The 20,403-nt window shown below is 33.4% G+C and carries 12 protein-coding genes; 10 read left to right on the forward strand and 2 right to left on the reverse strand.

The window, feature by feature from the left end; genetic code table 11:
• Window positions 1-58: 58 nt before the first annotated feature.
• Together ACFSR1_RS01085 and ACFSR1_RS01090 are read right to left on the reverse strand one after the other, a co-directional pair.
• Window positions 59-1,402, reverse strand: a complete 1,344-nt coding sequence (locus ACFSR1_RS01085) for a sensor histidine kinase (protein WP_378288778.1) — start codon at window positions 1,400-1,402, stop codon at window positions 59-61.
• Window positions 1,392-2,738, reverse strand: a complete 1,347-nt coding sequence (locus ACFSR1_RS01090; RefSeq protein WP_378288780.1) for a sigma-54-dependent transcriptional regulator — start codon at window positions 2,736-2,738, stop codon at window positions 1,392-1,394. The genes ACFSR1_RS01085 and ACFSR1_RS01090 overlap by 11 nt, the downstream gene beginning before the upstream one ends.
• 235 nt (window positions 2,739-2,973) lie before the next feature.
• Between ACFSR1_RS01090 and ACFSR1_RS01095 the strand changes: the two genes are divergently transcribed.
• From ACFSR1_RS01095 to ACFSR1_RS01140, 10 genes are all read left to right on the forward strand, one after another.
• The gene (locus ACFSR1_RS01095; protein WP_378288782.1) at window positions 2,974-4,212 is read left to right on the forward strand and encodes a serine hydrolase domain-containing protein; all 1,239 of its coding nucleotides are present in this window, start codon (window positions 2,974-2,976) and stop codon (window positions 4,210-4,212) included.
• A gap of 36 nt (window positions 4,213-4,248) precedes the next feature.
• Complete coding sequence (locus ACFSR1_RS01100) at window positions 4,249-5,499, forward strand: efflux RND transporter periplasmic adaptor subunit (protein WP_378288784.1); 1,251 nt, start codon at window positions 4,249-4,251, stop codon at window positions 5,497-5,499.
• Window positions 5,500-5,544: 45 nt separating this feature from the next.
• Window positions 5,545-6,222, forward strand: a complete 678-nt coding sequence (locus ACFSR1_RS01105) for an ABC transporter ATP-binding protein (protein ID WP_378288786.1) — start codon at window positions 5,545-5,547, stop codon at window positions 6,220-6,222.
• 41 nt (window positions 6,223-6,263) lie between these two features.
• Window positions 6,264-8,663 carry an ABC transporter permease gene (locus ACFSR1_RS01110; RefSeq protein ID WP_378288788.1) on the forward strand — a complete coding sequence of 800 codons (2,400 nt, stop codon included), beginning with the start codon at window positions 6,264-6,266 and terminating at the stop codon, window positions 8,661-8,663.
• A gap of 51 nt (window positions 8,664-8,714) precedes the next feature.
• A complete protein-coding gene (locus ACFSR1_RS01115; RefSeq protein ID WP_378288789.1) occupies window positions 8,715-11,144 on the forward strand; it encodes an ABC transporter permease in 2,430 nt (809 codons plus the stop codon).
• A gap of 69 nt (window positions 11,145-11,213) precedes the next feature.
• Window positions 11,214-13,598: an ABC transporter permease gene (locus tag ACFSR1_RS01120; RefSeq protein ID WP_378288791.1), complete on the forward strand. Its 2,385-nt coding sequence runs from the start codon at window positions 11,214-11,216 to the stop codon at window positions 13,596-13,598.
• 281 nt (window positions 13,599-13,879) lie between these two features.
• A complete protein-coding gene (locus ACFSR1_RS01125) occupies window positions 13,880-16,234 on the forward strand; it encodes an ABC transporter permease (RefSeq protein ID WP_378288793.1) in 2,355 nt (784 codons plus the stop codon).
• Between the two features lie 51 nt (window positions 16,235-16,285).
• Window positions 16,286-18,718 (forward strand): ABC transporter permease, encoded by a 2,433-nt coding sequence (locus ACFSR1_RS01130; protein ID WP_378288795.1) that lies wholly within the window; start codon window positions 16,286-16,288, stop codon window positions 18,716-18,718.
• 18 nt (window positions 18,719-18,736) lie between these two features.
• Entirely contained in the window at window positions 18,737-19,480 is a 744-nt protein-coding gene (locus ACFSR1_RS01135) for a GIN domain-containing protein (protein ID WP_378288797.1), read from the forward strand.
• A 252-nt stretch (window positions 19,481-19,732) separates the two neighbouring features.
• A complete protein-coding gene (locus ACFSR1_RS01140; RefSeq protein ID WP_378288799.1) occupies window positions 19,733-20,401 on the forward strand; it encodes an ABC transporter ATP-binding protein in 669 nt (222 codons plus the stop codon).
• Window positions 20,402-20,403: the final 2 nt, after the last annotated feature.

The raw sequence follows: 20,403 nt of genomic DNA on the forward strand, positions 1-20,403 counted from the left end.
ATTCAACGCCTGAAGAAAAATTATCTTCGTTTATCGATATATGTTGGTAAATTTTTATTTAAAAAACCAAAGAGAACACAGTACCTTCTTTCTCTTTACTGCTCACCAGAATTTTACCCTTGTGTAATAACATAATCTGTTTACACAAACTAAGACCGATACCGCTACCCGTAGTTTTACTGGTAAAAAACGGAATGAAAATACTCTCCATAATATCCTGAGGTATTCCAGAACCGTTATCAAAAACTTTTATTACGATACCTCTATTTGGTTTTTGTTCTGCAAGTACCCGTATTTCTGGATTCGGTCTATCCTTACAGGCATCTACTGCATTTAAAATAAGATTAATCAATACCTGTTCGATTAAATAACTATCAATATTTAATTCTAATTTTGGAGGAGTTATTTTAAAATCAATATGAATATTCTTGACATCCAAAGAAGGCTGCATTAATAATTGTATGGTCTCAAAAAGATCTGTAATCTTCTTTTTCTCCAAATTTAAATGTGTCACTTTACTTAAACTACGATATGTTTTAGCAAACTTTAATAGACCTTCACTTCTATTTTTTATGGTCTTTATACCAGCGTTTAGATCTTCTAATTCTAATGGATACTCCTTAGGATTGTTCAAAGTTAGTTCCAAGTGCGATTGCAAAGTATCCGCCAGAGATGAAATTGGGGCTATCGAATTCATAATCTCATGAGTCATCACGCTCAATAATTTTTTCCAAGCTTCAGATTCATTCTTGTTTAGGGTATCATCGATATTTTGTAAAACTATGAGTTTAAAAGGATCATCATTAACCTGAAAGACCGTATCAGAAATTAATACCTTTATCTTTTCATTTTGAACGGCTATCGAAATGGAGTTCGGTTCTTTATGATAGGTTTCGAAAACTGCATCGTACAAATCAGGTTTTCTTTTTTCTACAAAGCGAATATTCTTAAATGAAGGAAAATCTAATGTTTCCCTAAATGAATCATTAGACCATAACACATCACCTGTTTCCAGGTTATACGCAATAATACCAATATCCACCATCTCCAGAATCTTCTGTAGGTATACATATTGTGCCTCATTCTGGGAGTTTATATCTTTAATCGTACGATTTACCTCATTAAAACCTCTATAAAGAAATCTTATATCCTTAGGTCCTCTGTCCTCTGGAAACCATCTGGAAAAATCTCGATACTTTACTGCTTCAAAAAAATCATCCATGACAACAAAACGACGTTTGACAAAACTATAAGTGGTATACCCTACATACAAGGTTACAAACGTGATACCTGTAGCAATACTGGTATAGTCCTTATCAATAGCGTATACCAAACCTAGTATCAGGGAAACCAATATTAGAATCCTTAGGAATAATCTGAAAATGTAACCGTTATAGTTCATATTTATCCAACCTTCGGTATAATGCTGCTCTGGTAATTCCTAATTCTTTTGCAGATTTTGAAACATTTCCTTTGTTCTTTTCTAAAACAGTAAGAATTGCATTTTTTTCTATACTATCCAAATTCATAGTAGTTACCGCCGTTTTATTTGTTTGTCTTTCAATAGAAGAAAAAACCAAATCTTCAGGTTTCAGTGCATCTCCGTCACACATAATTACGGCACGTTCTAAAACGTACTGGAGTTCTCTGACATTACCCGGAAAATCGTGTTTTTTTAATTTAGAAATAAACCCGGAATCTAATGTAAATGGCGTTTTGTTATATTTATCTGCATAGACACTAATAAAATGTTTAGCCAGCAACGTGATATCGGTTCCTCGATCCCGTAAAGGTGGCATGATAATATCTACCGTATTAATTCGATAAATTAAGTCTTTTCTAAATTTCTGTTCATCTGCCAAAATTCGAGGTTCTATATTGGTAGCACAAATTAATCGGATATCGATTGGAATAGCTTCGTTAGAGCCTAATGGAGTAACTAATCTGTTTTGCAAAACGGTTAATAGTCGTACTTGTTGACCTAAGGTAATATTGCCTATTTCATCTAAAAAAAGTGTTCCACCGTTAGCTGCTTCAAATCGCCCTACTCTATCTTCTTTAGCATCTGTAAATGCCCCTTTTTTATATCCAAATAATTCACTCTCAAAAAGTGATGAAGTCAATGCTCCTACATCTACTTTTACAAAAGGCTTATCCTTTCTGTTTGAATTATCATGTAATGCTCTTGCGATTAGATCTTTACCGGTACCATTTTCTCCAAGAATTAGAACATTCGCATCGGTCGGTGCTACTTTTTTTAGTTTTAGAAACACATCCTTAATTGCCTCGCTTTCACCAATAATTGCATTCTTACTTGGCTGTGCAATGTTCTTCCCGGAAGCTTTGGATTTTTTAGCTTTTAGCAAAGATGTAATCGTATCTATAATTTTTTCATTCTTCCAAGGCTTTACCAAAAAGTCGGACGCTCCTTCTTTTAAAGCACGAATTGCCAAATCAATATCTGCATAGGCAGTAATCAAAATAACATCAGTGTCAGGTTTTTTCTCCTTAATCCTATTTAACCAAAAAATCCCTTCGTTACCGGTATTCACCAAACCGTTAAAATTCATATCCAGAATGATAACGTCGAAACTTTTCTGCTCTATTTGCGCATTTATATTGCTTGGATTCTTTTCGATAACAACCTCTTTCACCAAAGGTTTTAATAAAAGACGTAATGCCGTTAGTACGTCTACATCATCATCTATAACTAATATCGTTGCTTCCTTTAATACCATTGATACAATATTACAATATTATATTGATCATATAAAAATTAGAAATCAAAAGTTTTCGGGATCATAAAATGTACTGTTTCCGAACACAAAGTGTATCGAAACCGAACACTTTTGTTTCTTCAAAAACCTATTTAAGCACTGAAAAACAAGTACTTACGTTTTTGGCACTATCTTGACTATGTAATTGGTGTACAGAAATAAGATTAAAAATATAAACCAGATAATTCATCATACAATGAGCAAGTCAGTTTTAATTCTAATAATAAGTGTAGTAACTTTATTTTGCGGGCAGAACACTAAAGAACCAAATCTAATAAAAAGAGAAGATTCCAGAACTAAAGACTCTTTAACTACAATTCTTAAAAACACTAATAAAGAAGGAGAATTAGTTGGTTTTTCTGTAGCTATCATTGATCAAAACAACGTATTATATAATAATGGATTTGGATTTGCAGATGCTAAAAATAAAGTAAAATACCAAAACAATACGATTCAAAATGTAGGATCTATTTCTAAAACTTTTATAGGAATCTCTTTATTAAAAGCTCAAGAATTAGGAAAACTTAATTTAAATGATCCTATTAATAAATATTTACCTTTTGACGTTACAAATCCTAACTATCCTAATACTCCTATTACAATATTGCAATTAGCGACACACTCTTCTTCTATTGTAGATTATGAGGAAAATTATCTGAAAGGTTATTTTCTTAAAAACGAAAAAATCGAAAAAGACGAAGTTCCTTTTACACACTTTCAAAATCCTGGCAAAAAAACATCTATGCTTAGTTTTCTAGAAGACTGTTTTTCAAAAGATGGAAAATGGTATACTCCCGAATCTTTTTCAAAAAACAAGCCCGGATCAACATTCGAGTACACAAATTTTGGAGCTGATTTATGCGGGCTAATAATTGCACAAGCCACCGGAATGTCTTTTAAAGATTTTACTAAAAAACATATTTTCGAACCGCTGCAAATGAATGATTCTGCCTGGAAATTAAATGAAGTTGATACAGATAGACGCTCTAAGTTCTATCTTTATAAAGGTCAAAAAATTGCAGACTACGAAGCTGTATCTTATCCAAGTGGAAGCCTACTTACTACAAGTGAAAATTTAAGCAAATATTTAGCAGAACTAATGAAAGGATATGATGGAAAAGGAAGCTTATTAAATAAATCTAGTTACAAGACCTTCTTTGAAAAACGTTTTGAGAATAACTTAAACAAAAGTGGGAGAATAAATGTTGGGACTTTTGTAGAGTACAACAATGATTTTATAGGTTCTAAAGATTTATTAATTGGTCATAATGGTTCTTGTATAGGTTCTTTGGCGATGATGTATTTCAATCCGGAAACCAAAATTGGAAAAATATTAATGATTAATACAGACATTGATTATAATGAAGAAGTAGTAGTTCCGTATATAAAAGATGTTTGGAAATCTATAATAGAATTTGAAAACAAAATTAAATAAATCAACTAATTAGCATCAATAACCAAAAGACAAAACATGGACGTTCCAATTCAAAAAAAGAAATTTTCAAAATCACGTATCGCAATGATGATAGGCGGTTTAGCAATATTATCATTGATACTGTTTGTATTCATACAGTCTTCTGGAGGTTCTAAATTGAATGTAGAAAAAGAGCGTATCGCCATTAGTACTATTAAGAAAGATGTGTTTCAGGAAAACATTCCGGTAAACGGAATTGTATTACCCATCACCACTATTTATCTTGATGCTCTAGAAGGCGGAAGAGTAGAAGAAAAGTTTGTAGAAGATGGTGCTATTATGAAAAAAGGTGAACCGATCCTAAGACTATCCAATACCGATCTGGAATTAAGTTTGATCAATCAAGAAACATCAGTATATAATTTATTAACACAAATGCAGATTTCTCAAAATGCTGCGCGCCAAAACACCATAAACCGACGTAATCAATTTACTGATGTAGAAAACAGTCTTATTGAAGCTAAACGTCTTTATGAACTAAATAAAAAATTATACCAAAAAGGAGCTGTGGGTCGTCAGGAATATGAGTCTTCTGAAAACGATTACAACTATCAAAAACAGCGTATGCAATTGGCTAAACAAGTATTGAGTCAGGATTCTTCTGCTACCAAACAAGAACTTAGTCAAGCACAAAGCTCATACGCAAGAACACAAAGTGCCTTAGAATTAATGCGTAAAAAAGTAGGTGATTTGGTAGTGCGCGCTCCGGTAGATGGGCAGTTAACCTCATTAGATGCAGAAATCGGACAATCGAAAAACAAAGGTGAGCGATTAGGGCAAATTGATGTTCTAAGCGGATTCAAAGTTCGTGTAGATATTGATGAACACTATATCTCCAGAATTTATACCGGTCAAAAAGGAACCTTCAGTTTTAATAACAAAACCTATACGCTCATCATTAAAAAAGTATTTACTCAAGTTACTAACGGACGTTTTCAGGTAGATATGCAATTCGAAAGCGATGTCCCGGAAGGAATTCGCAGAGGACAAAACCTACAAATCCGCGTAGCCCTAAGTGCAGAGAAGCAAGCCTTACTTATTCCTAAAGGTGGGTTTTTCCAGAAAACAGGTGGTAATTGGATCTTTAAAATAAGTGAAGGTGGAAATACTGCATACAAAGTAAACATCCGCTTAGGAAGTCAAAACACAGAATATTACGAAGTTATCGAAGGCTTGCTGCCTGGAGATCAAGTAGTAACTTCTAGCTATGACAGTTTTGGAGATACAGAAGAATTAATATTAAAATAAAAAATCAATCTGTCCGCCTAAGGCGGATCAAAAAAATCGAATACAATGATACAAATAACAGACTTAGAAAAATTTTACCGTACCGAAGAGGTCCAAACCATCGCTTTAAATAAACTATCGTTTAGTGTCAATGAAGGTGAATTTGTAGCGATCATGGGACCTTCTGGTTGTGGAAAATCAACTTTGTTAAACATCTTAGGACTGTTAGATGATTCCGATGGAGGAAGTTTTAAGTTTAACGGCGAAGAAGTTTCAGGATATAATGAGCGTAAAAGATCAGAATTGCGTAAGCATAATGTAGGATTCGTTTTCCAGAGTTTTAATCTTATTGATGAGCTTACAGTTTTTGAAAATGTAGAATTGCCATTAATCTACACAGGCGTTAAACCTGCAGAACGTAAACAACGTGTAGAAGAAGTCTTAGAAAAAATGCAAATCATGCATAGACGCAATCATTTTCCACAGCAATTATCCGGTGGACAACAACAACGAGTTGCTGTTGCCAGAGCAGTAGTTAATAATCCAAAACTAATTCTAGCCGATGAGCCAACAGGAAACTTGGATAGTACCAATGGCAATGAAGTGATGGATTTATTGATCGAACTTAACGAAGCTGGAACTACGATCATCATGGTAACACACAGTGAGCACGATGCTAAGTATAGCCATCGAATTATCAGAATGTTAGACGGACAAAAAGTAACCGAAAACGTATTAGTATAGAGGTCATCATCAATCAAAATCGAATCAGTAAATCAATAGTTATGTTTAGGAATTACATCAAAATAGCATTTAGAAACCTTCTCAAAAACAGAATATACTCTTTTATCAATATTTCTGGTCTTGCTTTGGGTATGGCCGTAACCATAATGATAGGATTATGGATTACAGATGAGTTAAGTTATAATAATTACTTTGAAAGCAAAGCAACAATTGCACAAGTTTTCCAAAGTCAGACATTTAATGGTAAAATTGGTACAGGACCTGCAATTCCCAGGCCTCTAGAATTTGAGCTGCGAGAAAACTATAATGACAATTTTAAGCATGTCATGATGTCTTCCTGGACACAACCCAGATACTTGAGATATGGTAAAAAAAGCATTTATAGAGAAGGAAATTTTATGCAAGAACCTGCTCCTGATGTATTAAGTCTTAAAATTCTTCAAGGCGAAAAATATGGATTGAAAGAAAAAAACTCAATTATGCTTTCTAAATCCACTGCAGAAACACTATTTGGATCGACAAATCCAATTGGAAAAATTATCAAAGTTAATAATACAGATGATTTATTAGTTACCGCCGTATACCAAGATATTCCTGTTAACAATGCTTTTCATGACACAGATTATATCATTCCTTGGAAACACTATATAACAACTCAGGAATGGATAAAAAGGTCAGCTGATTCCTGGGGAAACAATTCGTTTCAACTTTTTGTTCAGATTCACGATAATACCACTATGGATATCGTTTCCTCAAAAATAAAAGATGCCAAGAAAAAAGCTGCGGCAGACGAAGCAGAATTTAATCCACAGTTGTTTTTATTACCTATGAAAGATTGGCATTTACGCTCTAATTTTGAAAACGGGGTACAAACAGGTGGACGTATCGAAAATGTTTGGTTATTTGGTATTATCGGGTTATTTGTTTTGCTACTTGCCTGTATTAATTTTGTAAATCTTAGTACCGCCCGATCAGAAAAACGAGCTACAGAAGTTGGTATCAGAAAATCAATAGGCTCTCAAAGAGGGCAATTGATTTTTCAATTTTTGAGTGAATCTTTTCTGGTTGTCGTTTTTTCTTTTGTTTTAGCCCTCGCAATTGTGTTATTATTTCTTAATAGCTTCAACAATTTAGCTAGTAAAGAAATTGTTTTTCCTTGGTTAAGTCTTCAGTTTTGGAGTGTTTCTCTGGTATTTATCATTCTAACCGCATTTCTGGCAGGTAGCTACCCAGCACTCTACTTATCTTCTTTCAATCCTGTTTCGGTTTTAAAAGGAACTTTTAAAGCAGGTCGTTTTGCAGCGGTTCCCAGAAAAATATTAGTAGTTACTCAGTTTACAGTCTCTATCGCTCTTATTATAGGCACACTTGTAGTCATGAATCAAATACAACATAGTAAAGACAGACCTGTAGGATATAATAAAGAAGGATTGATACAAATTCCGGTTATGAGTGATGAGTTTATAGGGAAAGCTGATCTTATGCGAACTCAATTCATCGCCTCTGGTGCCGCTATAGAAATGGCAACGACCAGTAGTCCGACTACAAATGTTTGGTCAAATAGAGGTGGATATACCTGGGATGGAAAACCAGAGGGTTTTCAGGAAGATTTGGCGTATACAGCTGTATCTTATGAATTTACTAAGACATTAGATATTGAGTTGCTTGCCGGAAGAGGTTTTTCTAGAGAATTTGCCTCTGATTCTAATGCAGTAATTCTTAATGAAACCGCAGTAAAATATATGGGTCTACAAGATCCGATAGGTAAATATATCAGAGACTCAGACACCGAAGATCCCGATGAACCACTTCAAATTATTGGGGTAATCAAAGATATGATTGTTCAATCTCCTTATAGCCCGGTAAAACAAGCTATGTATGTTTTTGATAAAGACAATAATGCAAGTTTCTTCAACTTACGTTTACATCCTAATAAAAGTGTAAGCAGTAGTTTAGAACTAGTAGAACAAACTTTTAAAAAGAATTTTCCCAACCTTCCTTTCGACTATCAATTTATAGATCAGGAATACGCTAAAAAATTCAGAGCAGAAGAGCGCATCGCAAGTTTAGCAAAAGTCTTTACTCTCTTAGCTATATTTATAAGTCTTCTGGGATTGTTTGGATTAGCATCTTTTGTGGCAGAACAACGCACTAAAGAAATAGGTGTACGAAAAATCCTTGGAGCTTCTTTAGGCAATTTATGGATGTTACTTTCTAAAGATTTTATTAAACTCGTAATTATTGCACTCTTTATAGCAGGTCCTATTGCTTACTATTTCATGAGTCAATGGTTGCAAAAGTTTTCTTACAGAACTGATATTTCCTGGAACATATTTCTAATTGCAGGTTCTGGGGCATTAATAATAACGATTATTACAATAAGCATTCAAGCTATTAAATCCGTAACAGCTAACCCTGTAGATTCATTACGAACAGAATAAATCAATCAAATCAACCTGCCTGTCACAGGCAGATCAAAAAAACGAACAGTTATGATCAGGAATTATATAAAAATAGCTTGGAGAAATCTTTTAAGAAATAAAGTCTTTAGCACTATTAACATTGTTGGGTTAAGTATTGGTGTGGCTGCTTGTTTACTAATAACATTGTTTATTGTAGATGAAACTAGTTATGATACGCAAATACCTAATAGAGATCATATATATAGGTTAACCCATTTTGCGAATTTTGATGGTGTAGAAGGTTGGGGAGCTCATCACTCCGCTCTCATGGCAAGCACTATTCACCGTGAATTTGAAGAAGTAGAAAACGCAGGAAGAGTATTAGATAATGAATTAATGTATGGAGCCGGAAGCAATGAAATAAGCCTTAACGAAGACCCAGCTCAATATCACGAAGAACATTTTGCTTACGCCGACCAAGCCATTGTTGATATTTTTGATTTAGAAATGATTGAAGGGGAAGCCGCTTCTGTGCTTACTAAGCCATTAACAATAATTATTTCAGAAAGCAAGGCAAAGAAGTTTTTTAAAAATAAAAGCGCCATTGGTCAAGTTATGTATCTAAATGGAGATACGTCCGAACCTTATAAAATAACAGGAGTATATAAAGATTTCCCAAAAGCATCTAACTTTGATTACAAATTCTTGTTAACCCTAAAAGGAGTAGAATTTGGAGAAGGAGAGCAAACACGATGGACTCAAAATAATTATTTCAACTTTATACAACTAAAACCGGATACAGACGTCACGATCTTTGAAGATAGAATGACACAGGTAATTCTAAATAATTACATCTTAGAAGCATTTAAAAATGATGGATATGATAAGATTGAACGCATTTTACGCACTTCTCATCTTGATTTACAACCACTTGCCGACATTCATCTTCGCTCTAAAGGTATTCATGATGGAAAAACACACGGAGATATTCGTTTTGTATGGATCCTTGGAGCTATTGCACTTTTTATTTTAATAATAGCCTGTATTAATTTCATTAATCTATCAACCGCAAAATCGGCAAATAGAGCAAAAGAAGTCGGTCTTAGAAAAGTAATAGGCTCTGGTAGAAAAAAACTTATTATCCAGTTTTTAATAGAATCTATAGTTATTACAATATTTGCGTTTGGTTTAGGTGTTTTACTAGCGATACTTGGGTTATCTCTTTTTAATACAATTTCTGGTAAAACACTGACATTACCTTGGAGTACTTGGTTCTTTATCCCTACTATATTCTTAGCAGCATTATTCGTTGGAATTTTTGCAGGCATTTACCCGGCTTTTTACCTCTCAAAATTTACTCCAATTAATGTTTTAAAAGGGAAAATTAGTAAAGGTTCTAAATCTTCTAGTTTAAGAAGTAGTTTGGTTGTATTTCAGTTTACTATTTCCATTGTATTAATAGTGAGCACCCTGATTATTAATAATCAAATGGATTTTATTTTGAATAAAGAGGTAGGGTTTAAAAAAGAACAAGTCCTTCAAATTCATGGGGTAAATATGTTAGGAGATCGCCTTACTACGTTTACAAACGAAATGAAACAGATCCAAGGAGTTGAAAATGTTAGTAATAGTGATTATCTACCCATAAAAGGAACAAAACGTAATGGTAACACTTTTTATAATAAAGAAGTTATGAATGCAGATGGTGTGCCATCTCAAGCCTGGATCGTAGACGAAGATTATTTAGATACTTTTGGAATGCAACTTGCCTCAGGAAGAAACTTCGACAAAAACCGAGCAATAGAAAACGAATCCGTAATAATTAATCAAACACTAGCCGAAAAATTTGGAATGGAGGAACCTATCGGCAAAAAAATGCTTCGAGGTAATAGGACATATACTATTATTGGGGTTGTAGAAGATTTTAATTTTGAATCCTTACATCAACAAGTCGGATCCTTAGCCATGTTTTATGGTGATGAAACTACAATAACTTCTATAAAAGTAACTACTGAAAATATATCGGAAGTGCTTACAGCAATAGAAAATAAATGGAAAGCTTTTGTGCCTAATCTTGATTTCAGATACACATTTATGGATGAATCGTACGCTACAATGTATTCCAATATAAAGCATATGAGACAATTGATCGTAAGTTTTGCCTTATTATCTATTTTTGTAGCTTGTTTAGGCTTGTTCGCATTATCCGCTTTTTTAGTAGAACAGCGTAAAAAAGAGTTAAGCATACGAAAAGTTTTAGGAGCTTCTATAAAAAATCTTTTTAAACTACTTACAACCCACTTTTTAATTTTAGTAGTCATATCAATAATCATAGCGATACCCTTGTCTTATTTTGTCATGGATAATTGGCTTCAGGATTATGCATATCGAATTTCTATTTCCTGGAAAGTATTTGCATTAAGTGGTTCACTAGCAATTTTAATAACGTTACTCACTATAAGTTATCACACGATTAAAGCAGGATTTGTAAATCCTATTGATAGTTTAAAATCAGAATAAACAACTAGTGTTGAACTTGTTTCAGTATAAACCTGTCCGTCATCGGTGGATCAAAAAAAGTAAACAATTATGATCAGGAATTATATAAAAATAGCTTGGAGAAATTTACAGAAACGAAAAGTGTTTTCCTTTATAAATATTTTGGGATTAGCCTTGGGATTTGGATGTTCTATTTTAATATTTCTATACGCAAATTATCATCTTCAGTTTGATAATTTTCATCATAATGAAGATAGGATTCACAGAGTAGTAACTGAAGAACATCAAGACGAGATAGAGTATGAACCTAGTGTTCCACCTGGTTTTGCAGAAGTATTTAAATCCGATTTTAATTACGCTGAAAAAGTAGCTAATATTTTTATTCGACAGGATTGGCAGGTAGATGGAATAGGCAATAACTCAAATAATCGCTTATTAGAAGATGTTGTTTTTGCAGAACCTGATTTTTTTCAGATTCTTAATTTTCCTTTAATAAAATCTCTCGGTAATCGAGACTTTACTGAACCTAATGTAGCATATATCACTACAGGTTTTGCTAAGAAAATGTTTGGTGATCATCCCGCTCTGGGACAAACATTTGTTTTAGAAAACAAAGAAACCATCCAAGTTATAGGATTACTGAAGGATATACCAACTAATTCTACGGTTCAGGGGGATATTTTTGTCTCTTATGAGAGTTTAAAAAATTACAGTTCCTTCGCTTATAGTAAAACTTGGGGAGGTATAACGAGTAGCTTGCAATGTTATACATTATTAAGACCTAATCAAGATATCGCTCATATCGAAAAAACATTGATTCCTTTGGTCTCTAAGTATCGTTCAAAAAGTAAAAATGTCCACAGATACAAACTTCAGAAAATATCAGATGTCCATTTTGATCATAGATATGGAGGAATTAATGCAAATCTTCTTTGGACCTTTTCATTGATTGGGATGTTTTTAATTATTATTGCTTGTATCAATTTTATTAATATTTCTACAGCGCAAGCATTTTCCAGATCCAAAGAAATCGGAGTCAGAAAAGTACTAGGAGTTAGCAAAAACAGTTTGTTTTGGCAATTTATATTAGAAACATTTTTAATCAGCTTTTTTGCTTTACTAATAGGGTTAGCAATAGCTCTTATGGTATTGCCTAAGTTTAACGAGTTATTTCAGCTACAGCTTACTATACAATCGTTATGGACGTACAAAGTTCTTGGTTTTGCGGCATTACTCTTAATAGTTGTTTCTTTTTTTGCAGGAAGTTACCCTGGCATTCTTATGGCAAGAATTCTACCAACTTTAGCATTAAAAGGAAAACTTACGCAGAAGGATACAGGAGGAAAATTAACTAGAAAAGTATTGGTGACCACTCAATTTGCAATTTCCATTATGCTTATTGTAGCCACTATAGTAATTGGTAAGCAAGTTAATTATGCTATTACTTCTGATTTAGGTTTTGACAAAGAATCCATCGTAATGTTAGAAATCCCTGAACAAATAGAGTTATTAAAATTAAAGGGGTTAAAAGACCGATTGAATCAAATACCGGGAGTATCAAGTACTACGGCATGTTTATCAAGTCCTGGAGCCGCATATAATGACTGGGGAACCAGTATACGATATCATAATAGACCACAATATGAAGAATTTTCGATCTCTGCTAAACTTGCTGATAAAGATTACCTGAATACTTTTAATCTGAAATTAATAGCAGGACGTAACTTTTTTAGCTCTGATTCTATCACAGAAGTTGTAGTCAATCAAAAATTTGCAGAAAAGCTGGGACTTTCTTCTTATGAAGAACTTATAGGAAAAAGCTTAGAAGCTAATAGAGGTTCGATTAAAGCAACTATAGTTGGAGTAATATCAAATTTTCACGATCAAAATTTCCAAAGTGGTATTGGTCCTGTTTTTATAGCTCCAGAAAAAAGTGCATATAATGAGTTAGCTGTAAAAATGGATGGGCAAGATATAAATACTCAATTACAAGCAATTGAAAATCGATGGAAAGAAGTGTTCCCTAAATTTGTATATAAATACAGCTTTTTAGATGAAAGAGTAGCGTCACAATATAGAGAAGAGCAACGTTTTTTATCTATGACAAAACTATTCTCAGGTTTAGCCATTTTTATTAGCTGTTTAGGATTATATGGATTGATCTCTTTCTTTTTAGCTCGCAAAACAAGAGAAATAGGTATTAGAAAAATTCTGGGAGGAAAAGTAAAAGACATTTTAGCGATCGTACTACAAGATTTTTTAAAACTAATCCTATTAGCTGGTGCTATAGCCTCGCCTGTTGCTTGGTATTTTATGAATAATTGGCTACAGAACTATGCATATCATACAGAAATAAGTTGGTGGATATTTATCGTAGCTATAGGTGTATTACTCATCATCACATTGCTTACTATTAGTTATCAAGCGATTAAAGCAGCAACCGCTAACCCAATTAAAAATTTGAAAACAGAATAAATTAACTAGTACTGAACTTGTTTCAGTATCAATTATAAGGATACCGAAACTGAAGATTCAACACAGTTACATACTTATATTTTCAGAAGAAAGAATCATGATTTTAAAGTGTTCGATTACGAACAAGAGGTGTATCAAAACCGAACACTTTAATTTTTGAAACAAAAAATAAATAATTGATTATCAAATATTTAAATATTCGGCATCATCTTCTCTATATAATCAACATAAGTAATCAAATCAACCTGTCTGTCACAGGCAGATCAAAAAAACGAACAGTCATGATTTTCAATTATATAAAAATAGCCTTCCGTAGTTTACTTAAAAATAAAGGTTACAGCTTTCTTAATATTTTTGGTTTGGCCATTGGTATTACCTGTGCTAGTCTCATATTTCTCTGGGTAGAAGACGAAGTTAGTTTTAACAAGTCTTTCCCTAAGCAAGACCAAGTCTATTACGTGCCAACTAATCAAAATTACGAAGGAGAATGGCGTACATTTTACTCTACACCAGGTCCTTTGGCACAGGCAATGAAAGATGAAATTCCCGGTATCATCAAAGCAACTCGCTCTAGTTCTGAAGAACGTCTTTTTACCGTTGGAGACAATGCCATTAATAGAAGAGGTAGATATGCAGATGCTGATTTTTTAGAAATTTTTAGCTTAAAGTTTATTGAAGGAAATATAAACGATGCTTTTAATAATCCTGAAGCTATAGTCTTGACAAAAGAAACTGCAGCACAACTTTTTGGTGAGAATGCCAAAGTATTAGGGAAAACGGTAAAGATGAGTAATAAGGACAACTACCTCATCACTGGTGTAATTGAAAATCTTCCAAAAAATGTTTCATTTTCTTTTGATTGGATAGCGCCTTTTGAAAGATACCGTGATGGCGCAGAGTGGATGACAGAATATGGAAGTAATTTTTCTGATACTTTTGTAGAATTATCTCCAGAAGCAAATTTCGAAACTGTAGATGCTCAAGTAAGGAAATTAATAGGAAAGAAAGCAGAGTTTACAGATGACTATGCTTTTTTACACACGATTAAAGACTGGCATTTAAGATCAAAATTCGAAGGAGGAGAAAAAGTTGGAGGAAGAATCACTTACGTTCGCCTCTTCTCTATTATTGCATTAATCATATTATTAATAGCATGCATTAATTTTATGAACCTGGCTACAGCCAGAAGTGAAAAAAGAGCTAACGAGGTTGGTGTCAGGAAAGCTATGGGATCTAGCCGTTCGCGTTTGATGGTTCAGTTTGTTTCTGAAGCTCTTATGATGGCATTTTTTGCTTCACTAGTAAGTGTTTTATTATTAATACTACTGTTACCTCAATTCAATCTTTTAATCGAAAAAGAACTGGTATTAGGTCTCAATAATCCGCTTCATGTCACCATGTTATTAAGTATTACCATAATTTGTGGAGTATTTGCAGGTCTGTATCCCGCGTTTTATTTATCCTCCTTTAAACCGGTAGAAGTTCTAAAAGGTATAAAAGTTACCAGTGCCTCGGCTTCATTTATTCGTAAAGGGTTGGTAGTAGGACAATTTACAATTTCTATTGTATTCATTATTTGTACTATCATCGTATATCAACAAATCCAACACGCAAAAAATAGAGAGCTTGGTTATGATAAAGATCAGTTGATTTCTATGCGTGTAAATGACGAAATGATCAATAAGTTTAATATAATTCAACAAGATTTGATTAAAACCGGTTTCGTTCACAATGCAGCGCTGTGTAATTCTCAAATTTTGTCTGCCGGTAATAACGGCTCCGGTTTTAGGTGGAAAGGAGGTACAGATACAGAAGAAGTTTTACTTTCATTTAGAAATATAACCGAAGGTTTTTTTGACACAACCGGTATGGAAATTGTAGAAGGTAGAGGTTTTGGTAAAAATGTAGACGCTGATAGTACTAATGTTATGGTTTCTCAATCGTTAGCAGAGTTAATGGGTACTGAAAATGTTATTGGTAATAAGATAAGTCGTGGCGAAGATTATTATGAGATCATTGGAGTGGTGAAGGATTATCTTTATGGAGATATGTATGATACCAGTGATCCGGTATTGTTTATCAATAACCCGTATTATGCCAGATATATGTTTATAAAAACGAAGGCAGGAACTCCCATAAATGAGGCTTTATCGAGAGTTGAAGAAGTTATGAAAAAACATACTCCGGCTTTTCCTTTTGAATACACCTTTGTTGATGACGAGTTTAATGCCAAATTCAAAAACGAACAATTAGTCGGTAAACTTTCTCAGATATTTGCATTACTAGCGATATTGATTTCTTGCTTAGGGCTTTTTGGATTAGCTGCATATACTGCAGAACAACGTAGTAAAGAGATCGGAGTAAGAAAAGTACTGGGGGCTAGTGTAACGGGTATTGTAAAATTGCTTTCTAAAGATTTCTTAAAATTAGTTTTAATATCATTAGTAATTGCCGTTCCTATAGCGTGGCTAACCATGAGTAATTGGTTGCAAGATTTTGCCTATAGAATAGAGATCAACTGGTTAGTCTTCATCATTGCAGGCTTCGTTGCAATTATCATCGCATTGGCAACGGTAAGTTTTCAGGCAGTTAAAGCTGCGATTGCTAATCCTGTAAATAGTCTAAAAACCGAGTAAGTATAAGCAATCATTAATCTGCCTACCTCTTGTAGATCAAAACGAATAATTATGTTTAAAAATTATCTTAAAATAGCATGGAGAAATCTCACTAAGAACAAAGGGATTACTTTTATTAATACAATTGGACTTTCGTTAGGAATAGGATGTTTTATTCTTATTGCTTTATTTGTAACTGATGAAATCAGCTACGATCGGTTTCATCAAAAAGCAGATCGTATTTATAGAATTAATTCTGATATACTCTTTGGTGGTACAGAGATGCATATGGCAGTGAGTTCAGATCCAATGGGAGCTACGCTAAAAAAAGACTACCCAGAAGTTGAAGAGTATACAAGAATATATGCTTCTGAAGGGTCTAAATTAATTAGAAAAGGAACAGAACTTATCGATGAATATGCTATTACTTATGTAGACTCTACTTTTTTTAATGTTTTTACATTTCCGGTTATAAAAGGAAACCCCAAAACAGCTCTTCAGGCACCAAATACCGTCGTGATATCTGAAAAAGCAGCTATCAAGTATTTTGGCAGTGTGGATAACGCCATAGGAGAAACTTTAGAAATAAATAGTAATGGTAACACACTATATAAGGTTACAGCTATTATAGAAGACATGCCTAAAAACTCGCATTTTCGTTTCGATGTTTTATTATCTATGGCCAATGTAAATTACGGTTTCGGAGATTATTTAAGCCATAATTTTCATACATATATTGTATTAAGAGAAGGAACTGATTATAAAAAATTTAATAATAACTTTAAAGAAGTAATAGCAAAATACTCTTTACCGCAGATCTCTCAGTTTACCGAAATTAAAAGTATGGAAGATATTGAAGCTTCGGGTAATAAAATCGAATATTCATTGATTCCAATTAAGGATATTCATTTACACTCCTCTCGAAGTGTAGAACTTAGTGCTAATGGTTCTATTAAATATGTATACATTTTTTCAGCAGTTGCTTTATTTATTTTGCTTATTGCCTGTACTAATTTTATGAATCTTACAACAGCACGATCTTCAGGTAGAGCAAAAGAAGTAGGCATTCGTAAAGTACTGGGAACAGGAAAAAAGTCATTAATCCTTCAATTTCTAAGCGAGTCTACATTGATTGTGGTTATAGCACACGGTATCGCTATTTTATTTGTATTTCTTTCTTTAGATTGGTTTAATAATATCGCAGGAAAAGAAATTTCTGTAAAAGCATTGTTACGTCCACAATTTTTAGCTTTTCTTATTGCATTACCATTCATTATAGGTCCTTTAGCAGGAATATATCCCGCATTTTTTCTTTCTAAATTCCAACCGATAACTGTGCTAAAGGGAAATTTGACCAAAGGGATGACCAAAAATACCTTAAGAAATTTCTTAGTTATTTTCCAGTTCACCACTTCCATTATACTAATCATTGGAACTATTGTAGTTTATCAACAACTAAATCATATCCAAACTACAGATGTAGGGTTTAATAAAGATCAAGTACTCATTGTAGAGAATTCTGGTTTATCAAATGAAACTAGAAAATCATTAAAATCAGAAATTGAACAACTAACAGAGGTAAAATCAGCTTCTTTTGCAGGATATATTCCAGTATCCAAATCTGCAAGATCCGACACCACCTTTAATACCGAGAGCGTAATCACTGCAGAAAATGGTTTTAATATGCAATATTGGAGCGCAGATTATGAATATATAGAAACTATGGGCATGGAACTCATTGCAGGTAGAAACTTTTCTCGTTCTTTTGGAACAGATTCTACAGCAATTATCCTTAATGAAAAGGCTGTTGCCCTAGCAGGTTTCAAAAATCCAATTGGTAAAAAACTATATAAAACCAGAGATAACAATAATAAGATTACCTATACAATCATTGGAGTAGTAAAAAACTTTAATTTTGAATCTCTACGACAAGATGTAGGTCCTTTAAGTCTTAGATTAGGTGATAATAGTTGGAGAACTGCGTATCGATTTAATACAATGGATGTAGAAGGCTTCATTGGTAAGATTCGAAAAAAATATGAAGCTGCTTCCTCAGAAATATCTTTTAGCTATAGCTTTCTAGATGATTTCTTTCTGGATATGTATCGACAAGAAAAAAGAATTGGAACAATCGCGTTAATCTTTACAGTTCTTGCCATTATTATTGCCGCGCTTGGGTTATTCGGATTAGCTGCTTATATCGCTGAGCAACGAACTAAAGAAATCGGAATACGTAAAGTTTTAGGAGCTTCTACAGCTTTAATCGTACAAATACTTTCTAAAGATTTTATAAAATTAATTTTATTTTCCTTTTGTATTGCTACACCTATTGCGTGGTGGTTTATGAGCAGTTGGCTTAGAGACTTTGCTTTTAGAATTCAACTAAACTGGTGGGTTTTTGCCCTCACAGGTATTATTACTTTACTCATTGCAATCATTACACTAAGTTTTCAAACGATCAAAGCCGCGATTGCTAATCCTGTAAATAGTCTAAAAACCGAATAACAATAAAAAACATTCATCATGAAACATCTAAAATTCATCCTCATAATTATAGTATTAGCTAGTACTCAAACAGTCATAGCACAAACAACCAAATCCGTTAGTCCTTTTGAAAAAGTAATTATAAGTCCACATATCCAGGCAACTTTTGTAGAAAGTAATGAAGAGTCTGTAACCATTGAAGACAGTACAGAACCAGCAGACAAAATAAATATTGAAGTCAAAGCAAACGTACTACGAGTGTATTTGGATGATGCTAAGGAAACTACCAAAAATAAAACAGTAGTTATCAATGGAACTAAAAGACAAGTACCTATTTATAAAGGAAAGGTGCTAACGATCACAGTGAACTACAAGCAGCTCAAAACCCTATCCATACGAGGAGAACAAGCGGCGCTGTGCAAAAGTAAAATAGCAACCGAAACTTTTAAACTAAGGATTTATGGAGAGTCGCAAATTGTTTTAAACGAAGTGAATTTTGAATATATGGATGTGGATATCTATGGAGCCAGTACCTTAGAAATCAAAAAAGGAGCTATCGAAAATCAAAAAATCACCGCTTTTGGCGAAAGTTTTACCAACCTACTGGGTGTAGATAATAAAAACACAAAATTGAAAGCTTTTGGAGAAGCTGAATTTAAAATTCAAGCATCCAATCGTATTAAACTTACGGCATTTGGAGAAGCCAGGCTTTATTATAAAGGCAATGCCACCATAGATAAAGGCCTTAATATAGGAGAAGTAGAAATCACTGAGATTCAGTAATATTTATATAAAACAAAATGAGTTCGATATAATTTAGCCTATAATTAAAAGCCGTCAAATTGAGTGGTTTTTCATAATCAAATGGAGAAAAATTGTATCGAAATTAGGCTTTGAAATGAAAATCACTTGCCTGCCCGCCATCCGACAGATAGGCTGGTTTTCGATACATCCGCCTAAGGCGGGCACTCAAACTGACGTAATTTTCCTAAATCATGTCAAGCTAAAATAAATCATCATTATCAAAAAACAATTATGATCTTACAACTTAACAATGCTTCGAGAGTAATCAATTCTGGAAGCAATAAAATAGCACTACTCGATAGTATCGATTTAAATGTTACTGAAGGAGAATTTATTTCATTAATGGGACCATCAGGATCCGGTAAATCTACATTATTGAACTGCATCGGTATGCTGGATAATTTTACCAACGGTAGTTATACCTTTTTAGATGAAGCTGTTCATACTATGAAAGAGAAGCAACGGTCTAAACTTTACAAAGAATACATTGGTTTTGTGTTTCAGGCATATCACCTTATCGATGAATTAACCGTATATGAAAATATCGAAACTCCCCTACTCTACAAAAACGTAAAATCCTCTGAACGAAAAGCTTTGGTAGCAGACATATTGGATCGTTTTAATATTGTAGGTAAAAAAGATTTATTTCCTTCACAATTAAGTGGTGGACAACAACAATTGGTAGGTATAGCCAGAGCATTAATTACCAAACCAAAATTGATTTTGGCTGATGAACCTACAGGAAACCTAAATTCTAAACAGAGTACTGAAATTATGGAATTATTTTCTGAATTAAACAAAGAAGGTGTTACAATCATACAAGCTACGCACTCAGAGAATAACGCTTCTTATGGTTCGAGAATTATTAATCTTTTAGACGGTCGCATCGTCTCTGAATAATC

Source organism: Aquimarina rubra, assembly GCF_042684305.1.
Lineage (GTDB): Bacteria > Bacteroidota > Bacteroidia > Flavobacteriales > Flavobacteriaceae > Aquimarina > Aquimarina rubra.